The following is a 20,934-nucleotide window of genomic DNA, read 5'->3' as shown; positions in this document are numbered from 1 at the left end:
TATTTTATATGTGTGCTTTATTTGCGTGGTAAGGATTCGAAACGGCTCAATAAATCACTGAGTTCATTAAGCGCCAATGAGGCTGAATCATTGAAGGTTTCTTGATTACCGTGATGAACAAGGCAAGAGGGCATCTGCGCGTTATACGCTGCCTGTAAGTCGTAAAGGTAATCGCCGACATAAAGCACTTCATTAGGCATCAAACGCCACTCTTTCGCCAACACCTGTAAAGACAATGGGTCTGGCTTGGGCGGGAAGCATTCACGAGTGATGACTCGTTCCACTGAGATTTGGTTGTGTTCTAGTTTGCGCTGCGTGGCGATTTGACAGTTGCGCGTCACGATAGCGGTTTTGATTTCATTTTGATGCAAGTGGGCGAGCAATTCATGGCAGCCAATCATTGGAGCAGACTGCTCAGCATCAGAAATCTCGTAATCAAATATCACATTATGAGCGTGCTCTCGATGGTGAGGATGCTCAAGTGCGTCGACAAAATCCAATAGATCTTCACTCTGCGGACAGCCAAGCTGTTGTCGCAATTCGCCGAAGTTCATATCAGAACTCACCAAGGTGTTGTCTAAATCAAACACCACGGCTTTAATTTTATCGAGCTGCAAAGGGAATGGAATCATAATGGCCTCGTACAACTTAACCGAACTATCGTTTTAAAAAACAAAAGGTTATTGTTAAGTTTAGATTCTTCTGCTTAGATTGTACGAAAATAAATCACTAGCACGTCACAAATTAAATAGTCTTAACGATTTTAGTGTTCGATTACCTTTCCTCAAGACGAAAGATTTTGCCGCTGTCGGTAGAAAAGTAGATATAACCATCGGGGCTGATGGTTATATCTCTTACTCGCTCACCAAGGTTCTCCATTAATCTTTTTGATTCGGTAAGCTTGCCATTATCAATAGAGACCACGTTGATGTGCGCCAGTTTTAATGCACCGGCGAGGATTTTCCCATCTAACTCTGGGTATTTATCACCACGGTACAAAATCATATTGCTGGGTGCGATAGAAGGGATGTATACCAGCTTGGGATCTTCCATTCCCGGTAACGACTTAGCTTCCCCAACGTCCAACGGTCCCCAATATTCTTTACCATGAGAGACTTTTGCCCAGCCGTAGTTTGCGCCTTTCTTGATTAGATTAATTTCATCGCCACCGCGTGGTCCATGCTCAATCGACCACAGCTGTTTAGTTGCTTCGTCGTAAAACATACCTTGTGGGTTGCGGTGCCCGTAACTCCATATCTCAGGACGAGCTTCGGAAGGTTTGAATGGGTTGTCTTGTGGAACCGAACCATCAAGGTTAAGGTGAAGAATACTGCCAGCATGGGTTTGAGTGTCTTGCCCATTATCACGTTCGCCACGGTCACCGATTGAGAAGTAAACTTTGTCGTCAACAAATGAAATTCGACTGCCGTAGTGACGCCCTGTGTCAGTGATGGCATCAGCAACAAAGAGATCTTTCCAGCTCACAAGCTGATTGTTTTGCAATTGCGCCGTCGCTAACGCCACCGTATTGCCTTTGCTCGTGCGCTTGCTGTAGGTAAAGAAGAGTTGCGGGTTTTGCTTATCGGCATTCGGTGCGAGTGCAACATCCAATAAACCAGCTTGTCCACTGGTGTTCACATTGGGGACGTTAAACAGCTTTTGAGGTTTGCCTGTGGTGATATCCAGCAACGAAACCGTACCGTTCTTTTCATTGACGATAACGCGTTGGTTATCTAAGAACTCGATCCCCCAAGGGATCTGAAATCCATTCGCCACTTCGTTGGCGCGGTATTCGGCAGTGTTGGCAGAAAAGGATAAACAAGCGAGTAGGATAGCAGCAATCGTTCTCATGGTTCCTTCCAATATGAATCGTGTTAATACTTAAAAGCTAACACTAAAAGACTATGTTTGGCAGAGATTCACTTGTATATGAATGTAAAAAATCCCCGATACGAGATCGGGGATTGAATTAAGGCTAGAGAATTGTTTATGTAGCGAGATTACATCGCTTCTTCGAAGATCTTAGAGATTTCTTCGTGAGTTGCTTGTTTAGGGTTAGTGAAACCACAAGCGTCTTTCAGTGCGTTGTCTGCTAGTGTTGGGATGTCTTCTAGTTTCGCACCAAGCTCTTTAATACCTGCTGGGATACCCACATCTTTCGCTAGAGTAACGATAGCGTCGATTGCTGCCGCTGCACCTTCTTCAGCAGACATGCCTTCTACGTTTACGCCCATTGCTTTCGCTACATCACGTAGACGCTCAGGACATACTTGCGCGTTGTAACGCTGTACGTGAGGTAGAAGAATCGCGTTACAAACACCGTGTGGAAGGTCGTAGAAACCACCTAGCTGGTGTGCCATTGCGTGTACGTAACCTAGAGAAGCGTTGTTGAACGCCATACCCGCCATGAACTGTGCGTATGCCATTTGTTCACGAGCTTCTAGATCTTCACCGTTTTTCACTGCTGTGCGTAGATAAGCCTGGATAAGCTCAATCGCTTTAATTGCTACCGCATCAGTGATTGGTGTTGCTGCGATAGATACGTAAGCTTCAATCGCGTGAGTTAGGGCATCCATACCTGTTGCCGCAGTTAGCGAAGCAGGTTTAGCTAGCATTAGCTCTGGATCGTTTACCGAGATAAGCGGTGTTGTGTGCTTATCAACGATAGCCATCTTGATGTGACGCTCTTCGTCAGTGATGATGCAGAAACGCGTCATTTCAGATGCAGTACCTGCCGTCGTGTTGATTGCGATAAGTGGCATCATTGGTTTTGCAGACTGGTCTACGCCTTCGTAATCTGCGATTTTGCCGCCGTTAGAAGCAACAAGCGCGATACCTTTCGCACAGTCGTGTGGTGAACCACCACCTAGAGAGACAACGAAGTCACATTCGTTATCAGTAAGAAGTGCTAAGCCGTCGTTAACGTTGCTGATAGTTGGATTTGGTTGAGTGCCATCAAACACAACGGTTGCTACATCGCGCTCAGTGAGAAGGTCTTGAACTTGTTTGACTACACCGATTTGGTTAAGGATCTTATCCGTAACGATCAAACCTTTTTTAAAGCCTTGAGATTGGATGCTGTCTGCTGCGTCTTTCAAACAACCAGCGCCCATTAGGTTTACCGTAGGGATAAAAAATGCACTTGTCATATTGGATAGCTCCGTCGTTATTTTTAATAATCTTTCTTAATTTGCCATTTACTGTCGCACATTCGTTTCCAGATTGAAGTTGATCTGAAGCAAGTTTACCTACTTAGAGGTACTTGCAAGAGAAAAACTGTGACAGTGATCTTGTTGCACTGCGTATAAGTGCAACACTGATATAAAGTAGAACAAATATGAAACTATGGACGCAAACGATTGGCAGAAATTGACTTCTGACGCGGATATATCTCTAAATTCGACTAAAGTATAAAAAATCCCCATTAATAACTTAATTATCAATGGGGATAGAGAAGTGTTTTATAAGATAACTACTAATAATTAAGCTATTTTAATCAGCTTTGATACTAACTTTTCGATACCTGAAGCCGCTTGAGAGATATTCTCTGCCAACATGTAAGCAGGGGTTGAAAGTACGAGGTGTTTTTCATCAAAAACGATGTCTTCGACAGGGCACGTGGTGTGTTCACCGCCCATTTGATTAAATGCTATTGAGACTGCCTCATCGTTGCCTACCGTTCCTTTCACGCCTTGCTCATAAATCATCGGAATAATGACAGGAGAAATACACAGATAGCCAGCTGGTTTTTTCGCATTAGCAAACGCGCGACAAGCTTGAGCTACGTGTGTGTTAATGGAGCACTCTGCACCTGAAACGGCGAAGTCGGTTAAGTTTTTCGCAGCACCAAATCCACCTGGAAGCAGTAGGGCATCGTATTCATCAACGTTAAGTTTGGCAACATCGTCAATGTTTCCGCGTGCGATACGAGCTGATTCAATCAAGACGTTACGGGTTTCATCCATTTCGTCACCAGTTAGGTGATTGATGACATGGAGTTGGTCAATGTTAGGTGCAAAGCAGTGCCAAGTTGCCCCTGCTTTCTCGATGGCGTAGAGCGCCAACACTGCTTCGTGGATCTCAGAACCGTCGTAAACGCCTGAACCACTTAAAATGACTGCGACTTTTTTCATGTTTGGATTCCTTTACTCTGAACGTTCCTTAGATTGCTCTTCGCTATCTAGACCATGCGTTTCCGAGTGTGTTTTAACGTTTTCACTCTCGTTGTCATCTTCATCATAGTAGCGCACAACAAAGGGTGTAAGCATAACACTAGAGGGCAGAAAATGTTTCATATCAACTCCAACGGCTTAATAGAATGATTTTTATACTGATTTTTATAAAACAGTACGTTGAACCTGATCATTTTTGAGTTAAGCTGACGTTTCCTTTGGCATTCGTGAGTGGTAGGTCACATGAAATCAGTGCAATTTCGTTTCACACTTTATGGTTGTATCGCGATTCTCTCTTGGAGTTGTCTGCTTGGTATCGCGAGGTTGGTTACGGAGAGTTTAGGTCCTGTAGGCGGGGCAGCCATGTTGTACTCTCTTAGCTCTATTTTCCTTCTTATCGTGGTCGGTATTCCAAAGTTGTCTTACTTTTCTCCCAAGTATCTTGTGCTTGGTGGTGCGATGTTCGTCTGCTATGAAATATTTCTCGCTCTATCTTTGGGATATTCCAACTCGCGCGCGCAGGCAATTGAGGTGTCGATTGTCAACTACCTTTGGCCCGCACTGACGGTTTTATTTGCGGTCCTTGGCAGCAATAAAAAAACAAACTGGTTGCTTTATCCAGCAGTTACGCTGGCGTTTGTTGGGGTTGCTTGGACTGTGAGCGGTGAGAATGGCTTATCCATAACTCAGATCATGTCCAATGTTAGTAGTAACCCTCTGGTGTATTTTATGGCTTTCGCTGGGGCGGTTATATGGGCCTTTTATTGCAACTTAACCCAAAGGCAGCAATCTAAACATAATGCGATTACCCTGTTTTTCATTGCAACAGCTGTTTCGCTTTGGGTCAAATATGCGTTTACCGATGAGCCACCAATGACATTCAGTTGGGAAGCGATGGGGTACTTAGTGGCTTCTGCGGCTTTAATGGCTGGTGGTTATGGTTTATGGAACATCGCGATCGTTGGCGGCAATATGGTTTTTCTCGCCACCTTGTCTTACTTCACGCCCATTTTTTCCGCTTTATTTTCTTCCATTATTCTTGGCGTAACTCTGAGCCATAGCTTTTGGCAGGGCGTTGTGATGGTAACGGTGGGCTCGCTGATGTGTTGGTTAGTCACCAAAGAGAAGCGCGAAGCGGCTGGATAAGTTACCAACGAGATCAGAGAATTTAAGTGAGCAACGAACAGATCTCCCTTGCGAGCTGTATTCGAATACGAAGCAACTAAATCGAAAAAATTAAAAAAGCTCCCGAGATTGGGAGCTTTTTATTGAGTTTTAACGGCTCTTTGGTGGCGCTCTAATAAGCGACGTTCAAGTGTAGTTGAAGCTTGAATCTGTGCTTCGACAGTCGCTTGATAAGCTGCTTACGAGTGTGCTCTAGTGTATCAAGCTCCAATGTGTCGTCATCAATATGTACGTCCACATTTACTCGTAGCTCTTGGCCCACCTTCGTTACGCCAGCCAGTTTCAATTGATGCTCAGTCACTTTTTCAATCTCAAGAACATCTTTGCCAACGCTCTGACACAGCTCTTTGCTTGGTGTCATCATTAGTAGTTCACGTAGGGCACCTACTAGCATATCGAACGGTACTTTGAGGAAGTAAAAGCCCATTAAAACCATCATCATGGGGTCGGCATATACTGCATACTCAGAAAATGGCGTTAGTGAAACAGCCCAAGCCGAGATAAATCCTACGGTCACCGCCACACTCAACAAAGTATCCATTTGCCACTGTTTTTTCTCCGCTTCAATCAAGCCTGATGAGAAGCGGCGGCTGCGTTTCGCCATAAACCACCAAGCGTAACCACAGCCGATAACATTCACGATGCCGAATAAGGTCGCAATAGAAGCATCGACCTCGCGACCTCCAGACATCAATGCTGATATCGCAGAGTAGAGAGAGAAGCTTACAACCACTAAAATGACGGCTGCTTTTATCGCAATAACGATTGGTTCTAAGACCGCTTTTCCAAATGGGAATACAGATTTTGAAGGTTTGTTAATATAGTAAGAAGCGGCCAGTGACAATAAAGTTAACAGTAAGCTGACCAAAGAGTAAACACCGTCAAACACGATGACAATTGAGCCTACAAGCAAGCCAAGTACCATACCACCAGCAGCGAACCCAGATGCCAAAAGGGCTGAAATGGTTAGAATACGGTTTTCGTTTTTGCTTGTCCTGTCACACATAAAAGATGCCTTTGAATTTTAATACCTTACTATTCTTCGCTCATAAGGTAATTTAGGCAACCACAAAGTGACCAGTAACTAATCTAAAAAATTGCGCTTTTATTTATGTTCTTATAAAACAACGGCTTACTGTGGTTTTTTGGTGTCAGTAAAATTGACGCTCACTGATAAAATGTTTAGAAGTCAAATAAATACTCGCTCAATTTATCTGCTAACCACGTCATTGCAGGATGCTCAGTATGGCCGTTAGGTGAAAACATACAGTAGTCTTCTTGCGTCAATCCGTATGTGTGTTTGATAACGGCGAGCTTCTGCTGACGAAGGTAATGGCGGATTAATGGTTCAGGAAGCACGCCCCAAGCGTCTTCTTCTAAGATGGTGTTCAGCATGTAGTCAAAACTCGAAAAACCAATATATCGAGTCGAGAAAGGTTGCAGTTCAGGGTTGTCTTTCTCATTTAGGTACACCATTAGTGCTTGCATCTGACTACGTAGATCTTCGTCTGAGACACGGCGCATCTTACTTAGGCGGTGTTCTACACTGCATACTGACATCATACGTATCTTACCTAAAGGGTTATATACGATACGAGGATCGTCTACTCGCTCATAATCAACGCCGAAAGCAAAATCTACTTGGTGGGTACTGACCAAGTTGGCTAAGTCGCCACTGGATGCCAAGATTAAGTTGAAGGTTGTTGAAGGAAAGCGGTTATTCAATGTATGAGATAATTCTTGCCAGAGATCATCAGGTAAGGAGTCGTCACGTGCTACCCAAACTTCCGCGTTAAACCCTTCCGAGATTTGAGCGCAGGTCTTTCTGACCCGTTGTGCGATGATAAGTAGGTGTTCGCAATCTTTGTAAATGGCTTTCCCAGCTTCAGAGAGGGTGAGCTGGTTGCCAGTTCGGTTAAACAATTCAACGTCGAGATCTTTCTCTAATGCCTTAATCGACATGCTGAGTTTGGTGCGATTGCAGTCGAGTTGCCTTGCCGCTTCAGAAACAGAACCACACTCAGCGATGGTGCAGAAGGCTTCTACTTGAGTTAAGTTCATGATTTGACACAACCAATAAATGAATTCAAATAATTTGGGTATTATGCAGATGCGCTCCCAAAGCCATGAAAGATTATCGAAAAAAACGCGAATCCGCCAGATAAGTCTATGGTCTTTTAACGGTTTTGCGGTAATCTATGTGGGTTACAAAAAGTGAACATGGAGGCCACGATGGCACAAGATTGGGACGGCTTAGCAAAAAACTGGGAATCAAATCCAGCAACAGAGCAATTTGCGCAGTCGGTGTTTGAGCAGTTACAACAGCTAACTCAGCTTGATGGCATTAAAGTACTAGATTTTGGATGCGGAACAGGGCAGTTAAGTCAACGATTGTCACCGATGGTTAAAGACATCGTAGCATTAGACGCATCGGAAGCCATGATTGAGGAACTCGATAAAAAAGAGCTCGTCAACGTAGAACCTGTGGTAGATGCATTATCTCGCGGCTTGGTCGCTCAGCACCCTGCGTTTCGTGGACAGTTCGACTTGGTGGTTGCATCATCAGTTTTAGCGTTTGTGGAAGACTTAGACGCGTCATTAACGATCTCGCATTCTCTACTTAACCACGGCGGCTATTTTGTTCATTTTGATTGGATTGCAGAATGTGAACAAGACGGTTTTACCCTTGCGAAGTCTGAGCGTGCACTGAAAGAAGCAGGCTTTACTGAAGTTGAATCGCAACACGTTTTTGACATTACATCTGATGGTAAAACAATGTCGGTATTAATGGGGCTTGGTCGTCGCTAATACCGCTGAATAAAGAACAAAAAATGACAAAAGCGAGCTAACAAGCTCGCTTTTTTCTTATCTGCTGAGGGTATATGTAACTTCACTTGCTCTAAACAAGCGTCGTGGTGCAGGCAAGGACATACTCGAACAACTTAGTCTTCGGAGGTTATTTTGAGACGACTATCCTGCGTATCTCCTCCAGCACTTCAGGGTTGGCTATTGCGCCTAAATTTTCGACGCTTCGGTTGTTAACGACTTGCTTAACGGCTAACTCGACCAGCTTTCCTGAGCGTGTCTTAGGTATATCGCTTATTGCGTAAATTGCACTAGGTACATGCCTTGGAGAACATGCAGACTTTAGCTGTGCTTTGATGGAAGCGATCGTCTCGTCATTGAGCTCTACCCCTTTGACTAATTGGACAAACAGCCATATTTGTTCGTTGCGATCGACTTCTTTCCCTACTGCGATGGAATCTAGAATACCGTCTATACAGTTCACTTGCTGATAGATTTCGGCCGTGCCGATTCTTACGCCACCAGGATTCAACGTGGTATCACTTCGACCATAAAACACGTATCCTCCAACGCTGGTCTGTTCAACATCATCGCCGTGGTGCCAAATATTGTCGAATTTATCCCAATAAGCGCGATGATATCTCTCACCGGTGTCGTTCCAAAAGCCAGCAGGGAAGTTGGGTAATGAATTGGCACAAACCAACTCACCGCGCTCTCCCATTACGCTATTACCTTGTGGGTTAAAGACTCGGACATCGACCCCTAACCCTGCTGATTGGCACTCTCCCCGATAAACGGGAGAAATAGGGTTGCCTAATACAAAGCAGCCACAAATGTCTGTTCCGCCAGAAATCGAGGCGAGGTGTACATCTTCTTTAATGTGCTGATAGACATAATCAAACTGTTCTGGATACAGAACAGAGCCAGTCGAACAAATGGTTTTCAGACTTGAAAATGCATCACTTTTCTGCGGAGAAAAAGATGCTTTTTCCAGCGCCTCTAGGTATTTTGCTGAGGTTCCAAATAGCGTCACTTCGGCTTGTTCTGCGAGGTCCCAGAGCACATTATGAGTAGGGTAAACAGGGCTACCATCAAAAATCACCAAACATGCACCGCTCGCGAGTGAAGAAACGTGCCAGTTCCACATCATCCAGCCGCAGGTTGTGTAGTAAAACACTCGGTCGTTCGGTTGAATATCGCAATGCAGTTGATGCTCTTTCAAGTGATTAAGCACCGTTCCGCCGACGGAATGAACGATGCATTTCGGTTTGCCTGTTGTGCCTGAAGAATAGAGCACAAATAGCGGATCGTTAAAATTCACACGAGTAAAAGTCAGCGCTTCGGGTGTGTATTGATTCAGGACGTTTTGCCAATCTTGGGTGCAGACATCGCATTCAAAAATGTGTGGTTTAAGGTAGCTAATTTGGCAAACTTGTTTAAGACCATCAAGATGATCCGTAATATGCTGGTTTTTCTCAGACATATCGAAAGTTTTGCCATTGAATGTATAGCCATCACAAGTAAACAGGATTTTGGGTTTCACTTGACCAAAGCGCTCCAAAACGCTTTCGACGCCAAAATCAGGTGAGGTGGAAGTCCAGGTCGCCCCTAAACTGGTGGTTGCTAGCATAGCTATCACCGTTTGAGGTAGGTGAGGTAAATAACCAGCGACGACATCACCTTGCTTAATTCCACATTCTTTCAACCATTGCTGCACACTCGAAACTTCTTCGCACAATTGTTTCCAGGTGTAGGTCTGTTTTTCTTCACGTTCATTTTCAAACCAAATCGCGAGATCATCGGGTTGGTGACACGCGTAGGTTAGCAAATTTTCGGCGTAGTTAATTTGCGCGTTTGGGAACCATTTTATATCCCTATTTTCAACAGGTTGCTGCCAGCGACTTTCTGCTCGCTCTTTTATGGTCTCTCCCTGAGTGCCAATGACGTCGCAGAATAGCCAAACTTGCTGCCAAAATTTTTCTACATGATCGAGTGACCATTGATGCAGATCAGCGAAGCTTTCAAGGGTATTTCCTTGTCGATTAATGTGTTCAATAAACTGTGTAATGTTGGCTTCTTCGATACGACTTTCGCTCGGGTGCCATACTTTGCTGCTCTCGCGCATAGGTCCCTCTATAACAAAGTGATAACAGGTTTTAGTTTGAGAGGAATACACGATAAAGTCAAACAAGCCAGAGATTATATCGTGTCATAAAAATCATGCAGTTACGATGCGTTGTAAACAATATGTTACATCGGGATGTTGCTGAGAAAATCGCGTAGGGATTGGAAGCTCTTAAGACTACAGATAGGCTTAATGTAAAGGATTTGTTAATGGAGATGAGCCATGACCCAGTATCGTTCTAAACCCGTAAACCAGGAAGGCAGGGTTGAATGGAGCCGTGAAGAAGACGCCATTTGGCGAGATTTGGTAACACGACAAATGGGTGTGATCCAAAACAGAGCTTGTGAGGCTTATTTACACGGTTTGACGCTGCTTGATTTACCTCAAGACCGCGTTCCTCAGTTACCAGAAATTAATCGTGTCTTGATGGAGACAACAGGTTGGCAAGTGGAGCCCGTTCCCGCGCTTATTGATTTCGACCGATTTTTTAATCTACTCGGTAATAAGCGCTTTCCAGTCGCCACATTCTTGCGTACAAGAGATGAGTTCGATTACTTACAGGAGCCAGATTTCTTCCACGAAATATTTGGTCATTGCGCGATGTTAACCAACCCAGACTTTGCTGCATTTACCGAGCATTATGGTCAACTAGGGCAAGCCGCTACCCCAAAACAAAGAGCCTATCTCGCTCGCCTCTACTGGTTTACCGTAGAGTTTGGCTTGGTGAAAGAAGGGGACAAAACCAAAATTTACGGTGGTGGTATTCTTTCATCTCCTGGCGAAACCCTCTACGCATTAGAGAGTGATGTAGCAATTCGCGACCCATTTGAATTACAAACAGTGCTGAGAACGCCTTATCGTATCGACATCATGCAACCGAAGTATTACGTGATTGATGACTTTTCTCAGCTCTTTAAAATTAGTCAGTTAAATTTATTGAAACAAGCCGATCTAGCGATTGAAGCTGGACTGCTTCCTCCACTTTTTGAACCAAAGGAACCTGCTCATGTTGAATGAACAAAAATGCGAAGCTTGTAGTATCGATGCCATTGCACTAAGCAAAGAAGAACAACAATCTCTGCTGCTGCAATTGTCTGATTGGCAGATCATTGAAAGAGAAGACATACCTCAACTAGAAAAGGTGTATAAATTTAAGAACTTCAAACAAGCATGGGCTTTCAGTAACAAAATCGCGGAACTGGCAGAAGATGAGTTCCACCATCCTTCTATTTTGTTGGAGTGGGGTAAGGTTACCGTAACGTGGTGGAGTCACTCTATCAAAGGTCTGCATAAAAACGATTTTATCTGCGCATCAAAGTGTGACGCGCTAGCATCGGCAGAGTAGGACATTACCTCATACAAAAAACGCCCGGCTTACGTCGGGCGTTTTGGTTCTAAATGACTTTTACATTACTTTATAGATTGATTCGGAAGACGGATGTCGTGCCCGATACCTCATTGCCAACGACGATAAAATGACCACCGTTACGGGTAAAGTAATTAATGGACTCTGGACCTAAATCGCCTGCTTTTGGACTGTATGTGTCGTTCATGCATTCGCCATCTTCGACTTCTGTACATACTGGCTGATTGTAATCACGGCGGTTGACGTAATGCATAAACTGCGCTTGTTTCGGGTCTGTGATGTCATAAATCATGATACCGCCTTGACGCTCCAAGCCGATAAACGCGTAATGACGACCGTTAATTTGTGCTACTTCAATCGCCTCTGGCTCAATACCTTTATCATCACTTCGGTCATCGCCACTATTATTGTTATCGTTGGTGCTGTTGAAGTTCTTGCCTTCATTCAGCAGCGCGATAGTCGCGAAATCGTCACCACTATCGAAGACCAACTTGCCGTTTTCATCCCAAATCGAGAATGAACGCGCGCCAAATGATTGAACATTCTCTTGTGCAGAAAGCGTTTGTTCCGGCTTAATCACTTTTAAACGCGCGAGTTGTTTGTTGTCTTTTAGTGCCTCTGCCAATGGGTGTTCTGCTGCCACTTTCAGCTTCTTACCGCGCACTTCATCAATATGGCTTAAACAGGTTCCTTGCTCAGATGTATATTCATCTGTACCGAGGTAATCGTCTTCATCCCACATAAAGCCAGCTTTGTCGCACAGTTCTTGAGTGGTTTTGAATCCGTACTCACGCCCGTCGCCTTCATTTGCCGATACGATGTAAGTACTCCCATTCACTGAGTAGCTGTCGATAGTGTCAGGCATAAATAAGCCAACCAGTTGTGGGTAGCTTTTCAAGTTCCCAATGATTTTGTCTTTGTTGGATGCATCGAGTTTAGCGCCCGACCAAGACTTCTCACCTGAGCCAACAATTTTTTCTACCGATTTGCTCTCTGGATTGACGATTGCCATGGCGTTATTTTCTTGTAGCGCGACATAGATTTTACCGTTATCTGCAAAAGTGAGGTATTCAGGCTCTAGATCTTGTGCGACGGTGGCGTTTGGCCCCGAAATACGCACATTCATTGGGAGCTCTGCTTTTCGTGAACCATCAAATTCGTTAAAGCCAATTTGTGTCACTTCTGCTTGAGTAACACCAAGGCTCAGATCGATCAAAGTGATACTACCTTCAGGGTCAATGCTGTAATCGCTGTTTGGTTCTCCTTCATTAGCGGTTGCGATGTATCGGCCATCTTTCGAGAAGCCAACCATGTCTGGCAATGCGCCTGTTGGAAACGTCATGACTAATGACAAATCGTCGGAGCGGTACAAGCCAACAATACCATTCGCTTGTTTATTACTGTTTTCAATCGCAACAGCTACCAAACCATTGAATACAGCGACACTGTTTGCTGCGCCAATTTCAATGCCCGCTGCTTCGCCAGCGCTGTTGAGATCAATGAATGCGCTTTGCGTTGGTACGCCGTTGTCATCCATAGACATTACATCGACACGTTTTGCTTGAGCATTAACCACATAGAGCTTATCTGTACAGGCGTCATAACTCACGATTTCAGCTGCCGATGTGTCGAATGGTGCATCAGCAACGGATGTTCCGATAAACGTTAAACCTTGAATTGACGTTTCCCCAGTAACGGGTGCAGTGGTAGGTTTGCATTGTGTAGCGAATGAAGCCACGGTATCTTCGGGTTGTGATGAACACGCGATGGCAAGTGATGACAATGCGAGTGCACCGATTGCCTTTAAAGGGGTGATCATGATATCTCCTTATCAATCAGATAGGTTGTCAATCAGCATGTGTTTTATGCTGCTGTCCATTTCCGCAACTGGAATGATAGAGCGCTGAATGACGTGTGATTTGGTAAGGCTCTGAATATATGTATGATTGATGACTCTTATATTGGCTTTTTATGAAACTAATATGTCATCAATATGATGAAGTAGGGATAGAGGAATAATGGAATTAAAATCGTTTTTAGATTTATTGGCAGCGTCACCAGAGCAGGTCGAATTTGAAGCAACGATGGCGGTGATCGAAGATAACTATACGTTTGAGCCAACCGCTTTTGTAAATGGTGAGACACAAAACAATGCAGGCGAGAACAACGGTTCGTGTAAGATCTTCGCTTGCGGTTTGCTAAACAACCTAGACAAAGAAGCGACGCTAGCCTGCTTTGGCCGTTTTTATCGTGAAGATGTATTGCAGCATCCAGAGAACAGCGATCACCAGAATATTCGTAATTTTATGGTGACAGGGTGGGAAGGCATTAAGTTTGAAGCGTCCGCTTTAACCGCTAAATAAACACCAGTCAGAAAACGATGATCAGTAAGCCAGTCGTATTACGTGACTGGCTTTTTTTCTAGACATTTTCGGCACAAACACAGCTGGTTGGCGCTTGGCTTGGGTAAATCACGGGTTTCAATAGTAAAGCACCAGCATGTCTCTTTGCCTGCGGCGATATCACAATGGGCTTGAGTCCCGCATTCAGGACAACTGTGTGTTGAATCTTCTCCTGCGATTTGTTCGATAATCGCATCTCGTTGGAGATCGGTTTTGTCTTTCCATTGGATGATTTCATCCATCGTTCGGTGACAACCAGAGCATATTCCGGCGTTATTTTTACATGCTGCTCGACAAGGTGACTTCATTGCTTTCTCGTTCTCATTTTTTATGCCGCGTACTCTAGCATAAAGCGAGTCAAGGCCGCCAAAAATAAACGTGACTGCGATTTGCTGGTGAGGAGGGAGAACCAGTGTTACCCTTGGGCGAGTTACCTTAACTCTCTGTCACTTATGTTAGAAAAAGAAAACCTCATTAAACTCGCTAGAATGCAAATGCCATTTGGGAAATATGCAGGGCGAGTGTTAATCGACCTGCCTGAAGAATACTTACTGTGGTTTGATAAAAAGGGCTGGCCAAGCGGCGAGCTAGGGGATTTGCTCAAGCTATGTTTAGCGCTCAAAATTGAAGGCTTAGATAGTGTCGTGAAGCCTTTGAAGCGCATGTAATTAGCTACAGAAACGCCCACTCTTGATGAAAAGACTTATTATGAATTTTGATATCGATGCACTGAAACACCACCAATTGGTCGAAGATGGTAAATTAGAGGGATGTTACATTCATCAGCCAGCTCAAGGTAGCCAGCAAGATGACAAAGCTGTTTTGGCAGAGCGCCAAGCGTTGGAAAAGTTGGGATATAAGGTAATACAGGTTAAAGCTAAAGGCGGGACAACAACGTTTGCCGAGGCGATGCAAAAGCTTGCGAAGGAAACTGGTCACCTGCCTAAGGAGTAAGTGAGTGTAACCTGCCACAGCCTTACAAGTTCTCCCACCAGACTATTTTTTCATTCAAAAGAGCCAGGCCGTTAGGCTGACTCTTTTTTGTCCCAAAGTGTGTTACGCCTCGAAATGCGAATTTAGGTAATTAGCAATTTTATACATACAAAACTCTGCTCTTTGCCATTCAGGCAGAGTGCCTAAAAACTGGTAACAATGATATGAATGTTATCGTCGCTAGGCTGATGTTGAATACGCGCTGTCTTGATACGGTATTGAGATAAATACGAATTTTTTGACCAACCCAGACCCAAGTAATATTTGCAAACAGTCCGAATGTCGTAAACACGAAAGTAATCAATGTAACAGAGAACCAATAGTTAGAAGGGAGACTATAACTTGTGACCAAAGCAAGTGATGCCATCCAAGCCTTCATATTACCCAGTTGAAACAACGTAGCCTGAGTTATGTTGATTGGTTTGCTTTTAGTGGGTTTGCCTGCGAAAGGGTTAGTACATAGCAGCTTAATCATCAGCCAGAACATGTAAACCAGACCGATGTATTTTATAGCGAGATACCAACTTGGATGAGTTTGTAGGGCAACACCGACACCACATGCACAAAGCAGAATTAACCCTATTACGCCAATACGGATACCAATTAGGTGTCGCCATGATTTCCTTATACCAAATTGTGCCCCTGAGTTGGCGAGCAATAAGTTATTTGGGCCGGGTGTTATGGCGGTGACAAACGCAAATAAACTCATCGCTGGAGTTAGGTCCCATAATGTTGTCATTTCTTTTCTTCTCAAATTAGTGCTGATAAGCCAAGAATAAAGGGATGAAGTGAGAGAGACCTACAGTTAATGCGTCATGGTGACAATTCTTTGATTTCATTTTCGTCAGGCCTTATTTATCCTGAATACAAGAGTTAATTGTACCCCTTCGGAGAGAGACAATGTTAGTCCCTGATATATCGGGTCGTTCCGGACCTAAGTTTATGGCACTGGCTGAAGCGATTGCAGAGGTGATAGAGAGTGGTGAACTCGAACCAGACACTAAATTACCTCCTCAGCGTATTTTATCTTATCGCTTAGGTGTGACGGTTGGAACGGTGACGAGGGCATATAGGGAGCTAGAGCGGAGGGGCTTAACGGAACCAAAAGTAGGAAGCGGTACTTATGTACGTAACAGAGAAACTGAACTGAACCACTTTTATCATCCGGTATTGGAAGAAAAAGGCATTGATCTGGCACGTTGCCGACCTTTGCTATTATCGCAACCGAAATTTCTTGCGAATGCGTTGAAAGAGCTATCACACGAGGAAATTGCGCAGGCAGCCGTGCTGGATTACTACTCCGCTGATGGCATTCGGGGTCATAACGAGACTCTTCGACAATGGCTGATGACCAAATTCAATATCGATATTGATGCACGGCGTCTAGTGTGGACTCATGGAGGGCAACACGGGATATCGTTGATTATTCAATCTCTAAGCCGCCCTAAAGATACAATTCTTGCTGAAGGGCTGTGTTATCCAGAGTTCATCTATGCATGTCAGCAATCCGAACGAAAGCTAGTGCCAGTAAAAGTCGATGAACATGGATTAGATCCAGAAGATCTGGCTTTGCACTGTAAGAGGCATCGCCCAAAACTGCTTTATCTTACGCCGGGAATACAGAACCCGACCGGAGCTCAGTTAACGGATAGCCGAAGACTAAAAATCATAGAGATATGTCGTCGTTACAATGTGTTGATTATTGAGGACGATGTTCTCTACTGCCCACCGTCTCATCGAAAGAGTCCCTTAGTTGCTATCGCTCCAGATATTACCTTATACGTGGGCAGTTTTTCTAAGTACTTTGCAGGTGGATTGCGGCTGGGTTTCATCATTCTGCCTTTGTCGTTCAAAGATTTACTGCAACGTGCGCTACGAGCCAGTTGTATGTATGTTAGCCCTTTGATAATCGACCTTGTTTGTCGTTGGTTAACTAGCGGAGCTATGCAAGCCGTGGACAAAGAGATAGCGATGGAACTCAGTGCACGTCATCGGATCTGGAAGGCAGTATTTCCCGAAATCCAGATTGGTGTTCCTGGTTACAATGTGTGGCTACCTTTGCCTGAGCCATTAACAGGGTATCACTTTAACCAGTCGTTGTTGAAACATGGTGTCAGAGTGAGGGAAGCGGAAATGTTTGCTGTGGGTCGGTATGAAGTGCCGGCAGCAGTGAGGATATCACTTGCAGGTCCATTAAGCCGATTACAATTGCAATCAGCTTTAGATATCGTAAGAGAGCAAATCAAACGGTTAACTTAAGTTTCATAGTTCACATGGATTGCTCAATATCTAACTATTCAATGCTCTATTAGGATTGAACACACCGATATACATAAAGTGCTCGAAGTTGTGCTCAAAGTCTCAAAAGTTACTTGAAATCTGAAACTCGCTTAGACGTCTTTTGGGCAGCATCGAGTTGATTCATCTTTGTCGAGAGCCTTCATGTTGAGTACTTTCCAACGCAAAAGTGCCCCATTGTTACTTGGGGCTAGTACTAATCCATCTATTGTGAGTATGGCTTTGCCTTAATAAATCTTATTTGAACTCGCCTCTAAATGAGTGGGCTTATCGATGTAACTCAGCAACGCTCATAGTGAAAACTAAATCCGAATCTGCTTGGTTTGAGTAGCTGTGAGGGACATCCGTTTTAGCTATAGCGGACTGACCTTCATGCAGTTCTATGGCTTTCCCATCAATATTCAAAGTGAGTATTCCAGACTCAACATGAAAAAGTTCAAACGTGCCTTGTGGATGACCTGCTGATTCAAAAACTTCTGATGGTTTCATATTCCAGCGCCACAACTCAATCATATCTGGGCCGCTTGTTCCCGCCAGAAGTTTTGCGCTACCACCGTGCTCGCCAGTCCAAAGCGTTGGAATGTCCTCTTTATCAATGATGTTGACTGTTGGATTACTCGCAACATTCACAATATCGGCAACCGAAATCCCAAGGGCAGCAGACAGTTTACACAACGTCGAAATGCTAGGGTTAGCTGCCCCTTTCTCTACTTCTACTAACATGCCTTTACTTATCCCTGCTCTTTTTGACAGGGCATCCAGTGACAACTTGAGCCTTTTTCGATGTTCCTTGATCCTTGCGGCTACCGCTTGATTAATAAAATCAGCATCAGTGCCACTATCGGTCGATATATTGACTTTTTTGGTCATTGTAATGTATCTTGCATGAAAATGAATCACTGAAGGAATTATCTAATGGTTGTTGTAGTGCCGTCAATCGATGCTCGAATTTCCCAGATTGCACCAGAGTTCAAAGCATTGAGCATATCCGTTAAAGGAACGGAAGTTCAGAGCCAAGAGTATGCAAAACGGGTTCTGCAAGAAGCATGTACTTCCGTCATTGAGAACGACTATCCATGGGCAGAATCACACATCAATGCGTGGGGAGACGTTTTTCGTCAATTTGGCGCTAAACCAAATCGAACCCCTTGCTCGGCTGCTGCACTGCGAAAACGAGTATTGAAAGATGGAGGAATGCAGAGCATTGACCCTATTGTGGATATTTATAATGCCATCAGTATTCGATACGCCATACCCGTAGGTGGTGAAGATATGGACAGTTATCAAGGAACGCCAACACTCACTATCGCAGATGGCTCTGAATCCTTTGACACCATGAAAAATGGTGAGGCTTCAATTGAAAACCCTGATGTTGGGGAAGTAATTTGGCGCGATGAAGTAGGCGTTACTTGTCGTCGTTGGAACTGGAGGCAGGGTGTCAGAACCCGAATTGAATCTGACACACGTAACATGTGGTTTATTCTAGAAAGCTTGCCTGAAATGCCACTAGAACACTTGCAAGTGATCATGCCTGATTCAGTGATAGAGCAATCGTTGGTGTTTGCTTCAAAATCTATTGAGGTTTGATGTGATAAATACTTTGTTAACAGGTGCCGTTGTTTCTGGAAGTTTGATTGTCGCAATCGGTAGCCAAAATGCGTTTCTATTAAAGTGCGGATTAAAAAAGCAATACGCACTGTCCGTTGCCACTATCTGCTTTCTTGGAGACATTCTACTGATCAGTACTGGTGTACTTGGTATAGGGACACTGCTCTATAAAGCACCATTATGGAAAGACCTTTTGACTCTTGGCGGCGTAGTATTTCTTTTCTGGTATGGCTACCAATCTGCAAAATCAGCATGGAATGGTTCAAGTCACCTAGAGTTGGAAAATTCGGACATTGCCCAGAGTTGGTTAAAAGTCGTTTTAATGGCGATGGCTATCACTTTTTTAAATCCACATGTCTATCTGGATACGGTGGTGATCCTTGGTGGTGTGACTGCTCAAATGGAACCTGATGAAAAACTACTGTTTGTTATAGGGGCACTGATTGCATCAGGGATCTGGTTTTATGGATTAGTGTATTTGGCTAACAAGTTGATCCCACTTTTTAGTAAGCCAAGAACATGGAGAATTTTAGATTCTGCGATTTCATGCATCATGTTTGGTATTGCATTGAAGCTCGCAACACCTCTGTTAAGCCAATACATATAGAACGTCTCGATAAAGCTGCATTTCCAATAACTAAACTGCTCCTGCCAGATTGGACACAGATTTTCCATACCAGAAGTTATTCGCATTTTGCTAATTTAAGTAAATGCTCTAAATTATTTCTGTCCAAGAGAGTGCTGGCGCAGTTCAAAGTAGGCACTTGCTTTGGGTTACTCGACTCCAAGTAACTTTATTGCTATGTTTCGCAAAATATATGGAGAATCTCCTGCGCGTTATTTTTCTAGATGCCGTGCAGAATAATGTGTTGACCGGCTGAGGGAAAAATGAAAACCAAAATAATAATGTCTTTTCTACTCGCTACATTGTGTGCCAGTGCCAGCGCCAGTACGAATGAGCCGAAATACCATTCTGCGCTAACAATCAAAACGGCATTCAGTGAAGACAGAGACAAGCCTGTGGAAGTCTATTACTGGTATCCCTCCACGAACGAAAAAAACAATTTCACGTTTGGTAGGGGGAACATTTTTAAATCAGTCGAAACGCAGTTAGATGCCCCTTTAGCAAGTGGAAAATTTCCCGTTGTGCTTTTGTCGCAGGGCGGAACACGGTCAGCGTTTTCCCACAGTGGTTGGATAGCCTCGAGCCTGGCGCAACAAGGTTATGTCGTTGTGGTACCAAAGCCTCCTGCACCGAACGAAATCAATGCAGAAATGGCTGTTGATGAAATCACATTCAGAACCAGTGATTTGGTGCTTGGGCTGAACGAATTAAGTTCGGTCGGGATACTGTCCGGAGGCGTAGATACTGATGCAGTGCAGGGGGTCGGCTTTTTTCTGGGCGGTACATCTATGCTGATGCTCTCCGGAGCGCAAATAAGCCCGGAGAAATATCGAACATCGTGTCACAACGCCACCAATGTAGACTGTCATTGGTTACGCGAAAATAACGTTGATATTACCAGCATCCCGGATAAAAAATTCCCCCGATTTCAGTCTGAAAACAAACTGAAATCGGTCGTCGTTATCAACCCTGAGCTAACGAAAACTTTTGTCCCTGAAACTCTGGCCTTGATGAACAATGCTATCACCGTGGTGACGCTTTCTGATCGGCTACATCCCGCACTGACACCAGCCGAATCACTTGTTGATCTTCCCAATGTGACGTTTCAAGAGATTCCTAGTGCGAGTCAGTTTAGTGCGTTCGCAGAATGTACTGAGCGTGGCATTAAAATTCTCGCATCAGAAGGGGAGGAAGCACTTTGCCAGGAGCGTGACGAGGTTTCCAGAAAGGACAATCATCAGCACATTTTGGATGTAATTCTGGCCAGGTTAACAAAGTCATAAGAGTGCAACAATGAGGAGCTTTCTTACACATTGTGTGCTTGGACCAGCAAAGCGAGAAGTAAGTTTTTGCAG

23 protein-coding genes are annotated in these 20,934 nt (G+C 44.2%); 11 read left to right on the top strand and 12 right to left on the bottom strand.

Annotated elements, in window-relative coordinates; translation table 11 throughout:
* Positions 1–17: 17 nt before the first annotated feature.
* The 5 genes from NL626_RS06990 to NL626_RS06970 form a co-directional block, all read right to left on the bottom strand.
* The gene (locus NL626_RS06990) at positions 18–632 is read right to left on the bottom strand and encodes an HAD family hydrolase (protein ID WP_021707668.1); all 615 of its coding nucleotides are present in this window, start codon (positions 630–632) and stop codon (positions 18–20) included.
* 142 nt (positions 633–774) lie between these two features.
* The gene (locus NL626_RS06985; RefSeq protein ID WP_253657162.1) at positions 775–1,851 is read right to left on the bottom strand and encodes a PQQ-dependent sugar dehydrogenase; all 1,077 of its coding nucleotides are present in this window, start codon (positions 1,849–1,851) and stop codon (positions 775–777) included.
* 149 nt (positions 1,852–2,000) lie between these two features.
* The gene (gene yiaY, locus NL626_RS06980; protein ID WP_005375581.1) at positions 2,001–3,149 is read right to left on the bottom strand and encodes an L-threonine dehydrogenase; all 1,149 of its coding nucleotides are present in this window, start codon (positions 3,147–3,149) and stop codon (positions 2,001–2,003) included.
* Positions 3,150–3,482: 333 nt separating this feature from the next.
* A complete protein-coding gene (gene elbB, locus NL626_RS06975; protein ID WP_017634378.1) occupies positions 3,483–4,133 on the bottom strand; it encodes an isoprenoid biosynthesis glyoxalase ElbB in 651 nt (216 codons plus the stop codon).
* 12 nt (positions 4,134–4,145) lie between these two features.
* Entirely contained in the window at positions 4,146–4,295 is a 150-nt protein-coding gene (locus NL626_RS06970) for a hypothetical protein (RefSeq protein ID WP_017634379.1), read from the bottom strand.
* Between the two features lie 120 nt (positions 4,296–4,415).
* Between NL626_RS06970 and yddG the strand changes: the two genes are divergently transcribed.
* Positions 4,416–5,318 carry an aromatic amino acid DMT transporter YddG gene (yddG, locus tag NL626_RS06965; RefSeq protein ID WP_253657161.1) on the top strand — a complete coding sequence of 301 codons (903 nt, stop codon included), beginning with the start codon at positions 4,416–4,418 and terminating at the stop codon, positions 5,316–5,318.
* Between the two features lie 151 nt (positions 5,319–5,469).
* Here the strand turns inward: yddG and NL626_RS06960 are convergent, their stop codons facing one another.
* Together NL626_RS06960 and NL626_RS06955 are read right to left on the bottom strand one after the other, a co-directional pair.
* Positions 5,470–6,363, bottom strand: coding sequence for a cation diffusion facilitator family transporter (locus NL626_RS06960; protein WP_005389400.1), 894 nt, complete (start codon positions 6,361–6,363; stop codon positions 5,470–5,472).
* A 176-nt stretch (positions 6,364–6,539) separates the two neighbouring features.
* Positions 6,540–7,418 (bottom strand): LysR family transcriptional regulator, encoded by an 879-nt coding sequence (locus tag NL626_RS06955; protein WP_005375568.1) that lies wholly within the window; start codon positions 7,416–7,418, stop codon positions 6,540–6,542.
* A 171-nt stretch (positions 7,419–7,589) separates the two neighbouring features.
* On the opposite strand from NL626_RS06955, the gene NL626_RS06950 reads away from it, so the two are divergent.
* Positions 7,590–8,165, top strand: a complete 576-nt coding sequence (locus tag NL626_RS06950; protein ID WP_017821100.1) for a class I SAM-dependent methyltransferase — start codon at positions 7,590–7,592, stop codon at positions 8,163–8,165.
* Positions 8,166–8,313: 148 nt separating this feature from the next.
* Here NL626_RS06950 and NL626_RS06945 read toward each other — a convergent pair whose 3' ends face one another.
* A complete protein-coding gene (locus NL626_RS06945) occupies positions 8,314–10,287 on the bottom strand; it encodes an acetoacetate--CoA ligase (protein ID WP_253657160.1) in 1,974 nt (657 codons plus the stop codon).
* Positions 10,288–10,509: 222 nt separating this feature from the next.
* Here NL626_RS06945 and phhA point away from each other — a divergent pair, with 222 nt between their 5' ends.
* Both phhA and NL626_RS06935 read left to right on the top strand, forming a co-directional pair.
* Positions 10,510–11,304, top strand: a complete 795-nt coding sequence (gene phhA, locus NL626_RS06940; protein WP_053350625.1) for a phenylalanine 4-monooxygenase — start codon at positions 10,510–10,512, stop codon at positions 11,302–11,304.
* Positions 11,294–11,632 carry a 4a-hydroxytetrahydrobiopterin dehydratase gene (locus NL626_RS06935; RefSeq protein ID WP_005375563.1) on the top strand — a complete coding sequence of 113 codons (339 nt, stop codon included), beginning with the start codon at positions 11,294–11,296 and terminating at the stop codon, positions 11,630–11,632. The genes phhA and NL626_RS06935 overlap by 11 nt, the downstream gene beginning before the upstream one ends.
* Positions 11,633–11,702: 70 nt before the next feature.
* On the opposite strand, the gene NL626_RS06930 is transcribed toward NL626_RS06935, so the two are convergent.
* Entirely contained in the window at positions 11,703–13,472 is a 1,770-nt protein-coding gene (locus NL626_RS06930; protein ID WP_253657159.1) for a choice-of-anchor I family protein, read from the bottom strand.
* A 199-nt stretch (positions 13,473–13,671) separates the two neighbouring features.
* Between NL626_RS06930 and NL626_RS06925 the strand changes: the two genes are divergently transcribed.
* Positions 13,672–14,016: a HopJ type III effector protein gene (locus tag NL626_RS06925; RefSeq protein ID WP_253657158.1), complete on the top strand. Its 345-nt coding sequence runs from the start codon at positions 13,672–13,674 to the stop codon at positions 14,014–14,016.
* Between the two features lie 38 nt (positions 14,017–14,054).
* Here NL626_RS06925 and NL626_RS06920 read toward each other — a convergent pair whose 3' ends face one another.
* Complete coding sequence (locus NL626_RS06920; protein WP_081007910.1) at positions 14,055–14,363, bottom strand: cysteine-rich CWC family protein; 309 nt, start codon at positions 14,361–14,363, stop codon at positions 14,055–14,057.
* 144 nt (positions 14,364–14,507) lie between these two features.
* On the opposite strand from NL626_RS06920, the gene NL626_RS06915 reads away from it, so the two are divergent.
* Entirely contained in the window at positions 14,508–14,723 is a 216-nt protein-coding gene (locus tag NL626_RS06915; protein ID WP_005375557.1) for a DUF3820 family protein, read from the top strand.
* 40 nt (positions 14,724–14,763) lie between these two features.
* The gene (locus tag NL626_RS06910; RefSeq protein WP_017821096.1) at positions 14,764–15,009 is read left to right on the top strand and encodes a hypothetical protein; all 246 of its coding nucleotides are present in this window, start codon (positions 14,764–14,766) and stop codon (positions 15,007–15,009) included.
* 169 nt (positions 15,010–15,178) lie between these two features.
* Here NL626_RS06910 and NL626_RS06905 read toward each other — a convergent pair whose 3' ends face one another.
* Positions 15,179–15,787: a LysE family translocator gene (locus NL626_RS06905; protein WP_253657157.1), complete on the bottom strand. Its 609-nt coding sequence runs from the start codon at positions 15,785–15,787 to the stop codon at positions 15,179–15,181.
* A 161-nt stretch (positions 15,788–15,948) separates the two neighbouring features.
* Here NL626_RS06905 and NL626_RS06900 point away from each other — a divergent pair, with 161 nt between their 5' ends.
* Entirely contained in the window at positions 15,949–17,307 is a 1,359-nt protein-coding gene (locus NL626_RS06900) for a PLP-dependent aminotransferase family protein (RefSeq protein WP_137283130.1), read from the top strand.
* Positions 17,308–17,613: 306 nt separating this feature from the next.
* On the opposite strand, the gene NL626_RS06895 is transcribed toward NL626_RS06900, so the two are convergent.
* Positions 17,614–18,216, bottom strand: coding sequence for a helix-turn-helix transcriptional regulator (locus tag NL626_RS06895; protein WP_025768446.1), 603 nt, complete (start codon positions 18,214–18,216; stop codon positions 17,614–17,616).
* Positions 18,217–18,261: 45 nt separating this feature from the next.
* Between NL626_RS06895 and NL626_RS06890 the strand changes: the two genes are divergently transcribed.
* The 3 genes from NL626_RS06890 to NL626_RS06880 all read left to right on the top strand — a co-directional run bounded on the left by NL626_RS06890 (position 18,262) and on the right by NL626_RS06880 (position 20,862).
* Positions 18,262–18,933, top strand: coding sequence for a B3/4 domain-containing protein (locus NL626_RS06890; protein ID WP_253657156.1), 672 nt, complete (start codon positions 18,262–18,264; stop codon positions 18,931–18,933).
* Between the two features lies 1 nt (position 18,934).
* Positions 18,935–19,561 (top strand): LysE/ArgO family amino acid transporter, encoded by a 627-nt coding sequence (locus tag NL626_RS06885; RefSeq protein WP_053350632.1) that lies wholly within the window; start codon positions 18,935–18,937, stop codon positions 19,559–19,561.
* Between the two features lie 281 nt (positions 19,562–19,842).
* Positions 19,843–20,862, top strand: a complete 1,020-nt coding sequence (locus NL626_RS06880) for a hypothetical protein (RefSeq protein WP_253657155.1) — start codon at positions 19,843–19,845, stop codon at positions 20,860–20,862.
* The last annotated feature ends 72 nt before the right edge of the window (positions 20,863–20,934 follow it).

The organism is Vibrio sp. Y58_MX_L22, from assembly GCF_024181865.1.
Classification (GTDB): domain Bacteria; phylum Pseudomonadota; class Gammaproteobacteria; order Enterobacterales; family Vibrionaceae; genus Vibrio; species Vibrio alginolyticus.
The sequence above is the reverse complement of the archived record's forward strand: the minus strand, read 5'-3'. Positions and strand labels throughout refer to the sequence as shown.